The following is a 1,308-nucleotide window of genomic DNA, read 5'->3' as shown; positions in this document are numbered from 1 at the left end:
GGCCGGGGTTGGTGGTCGGGGGTAATTCGATTGCTGGTCGGTCGCGGGCGCGGCGACGATGCTGGTATGACCATCACGCAGCTCGATCCGGGCGACTCCGTGGCGATGGGCCAGTGGTACGACCTGGCGGTCGCGGTCACGCACCACGATCTGCCGGACTTCCCCACTCCGAGCCGCCAGCAGCACATGGCTCGGTTCGAACACCCCTCGCCCGCGGTGATCGAAGAGACGGTACTGGCGTGGAACGGAGATCGGGTCGTCGGCGTCGCGTCGTACCAGCTGCCTCAGTCGGAGAACCTGAGCGTCGTCTACCTCCAACTGATCGTGCACCCGCAGCACCGGCGGCACGGCATCGGCACCGCATTGCTGGACGAGGTCTATGCGGCTGCCCACCGGCACGGCCGGAAGCTGATCGAGGTCCAGACGGTTCGAGCGCTGCCCGGTGGTGTTGCGCGCGATGAGTCCGCCTACCGCTACCTCACCAACCGCGGTCACCGGCCTGGCTCGACCAGCCTGAGGTCGCACTGCCAGGTCGCCGAACGTTCGAGCGACGACGAGAAGCTGCTGGCTGAGGCGTGGACCCATGCCGACGGGTACTCCCTGGTGCAGTGGCGCGACGCGGCCCCCGAAGCGATCGTCGAAGACATAGCCGCGCTGCAGAGCCGACTCATGCTTGACGCCCCAACCGGTGACCTGTCGGTCGACCAGCAGGTGTACGACGTCGCCCGCATCCGGCGCCAGGAAGCCTCCGAACTAAGCCGCGGCCACCGCGCCTACTCCACCGCAGCCCGCCACGACGCAACCGGCCAGGTCGTAGCCCGCACCAAACTAGCCTTCGAAACCGACGACAACACCCAAGCCCGGCAGCGAATCACCATCGTCGAACCGGCCCACCGAGGCCGCCGCCTCGGCCTGATCGTCAAAGCCGCCAACCACGAATACGCACGATCACAAGAACCAGCCCTACGCCTCATCGAAGCCTGGAACGCCGAAGACAACACCCCCATGCGCTCGGTCAACGCCCAACTCGGCTTCCACCCAGTAGACGGCTGGTCCGTCTTCCAACTCCCCATCCCAACCACCTAACCAAATCCAACCCCCTCCCACCCAACGCAAGTCCCAACCACCAACTGCCATCCGCCATCCGCCATCCGCCATCCGCCATCCGCCATCCGCCAAGGTGGTCCCATGCCAACGCGACGACACGGACGCGGTGCCGACAACGTGAGCTGCCGAGCTATCGGGTAACGAGGTCCCGAAGTCGTGCGGCGGCAACGTGGCGGAGAGAGCCCCGCCCGAAGCCCAAAC

General features: G+C 66.7%; 1 protein-coding gene. It reads left to right on the top strand.

Features of this window, described 5'->3' with window-relative positions:
* Window positions 1–66: 66 nt before the first annotated feature.
* Window positions 67–1,086, top strand: a complete 1,020-nt coding sequence (locus tag E1261_RS44805) for a GNAT family N-acetyltransferase (protein WP_132416468.1) — start codon at window positions 67–69, stop codon at window positions 1,084–1,086.
* Window positions 1,087–1,308 lie beyond the last annotated feature (222 nt).

It is taken from the genome of Kribbella albertanoniae (genome assembly GCF_004348455.1).
GTDB lineage: Bacteria > Actinomycetota > Actinomycetes > Propionibacteriales > Kribbellaceae > Kribbella > Kribbella albertanoniae.
Note: the sequence above shows the minus strand (reverse complement) of the source record. Positions and strands in the feature narration are given on the sequence as shown.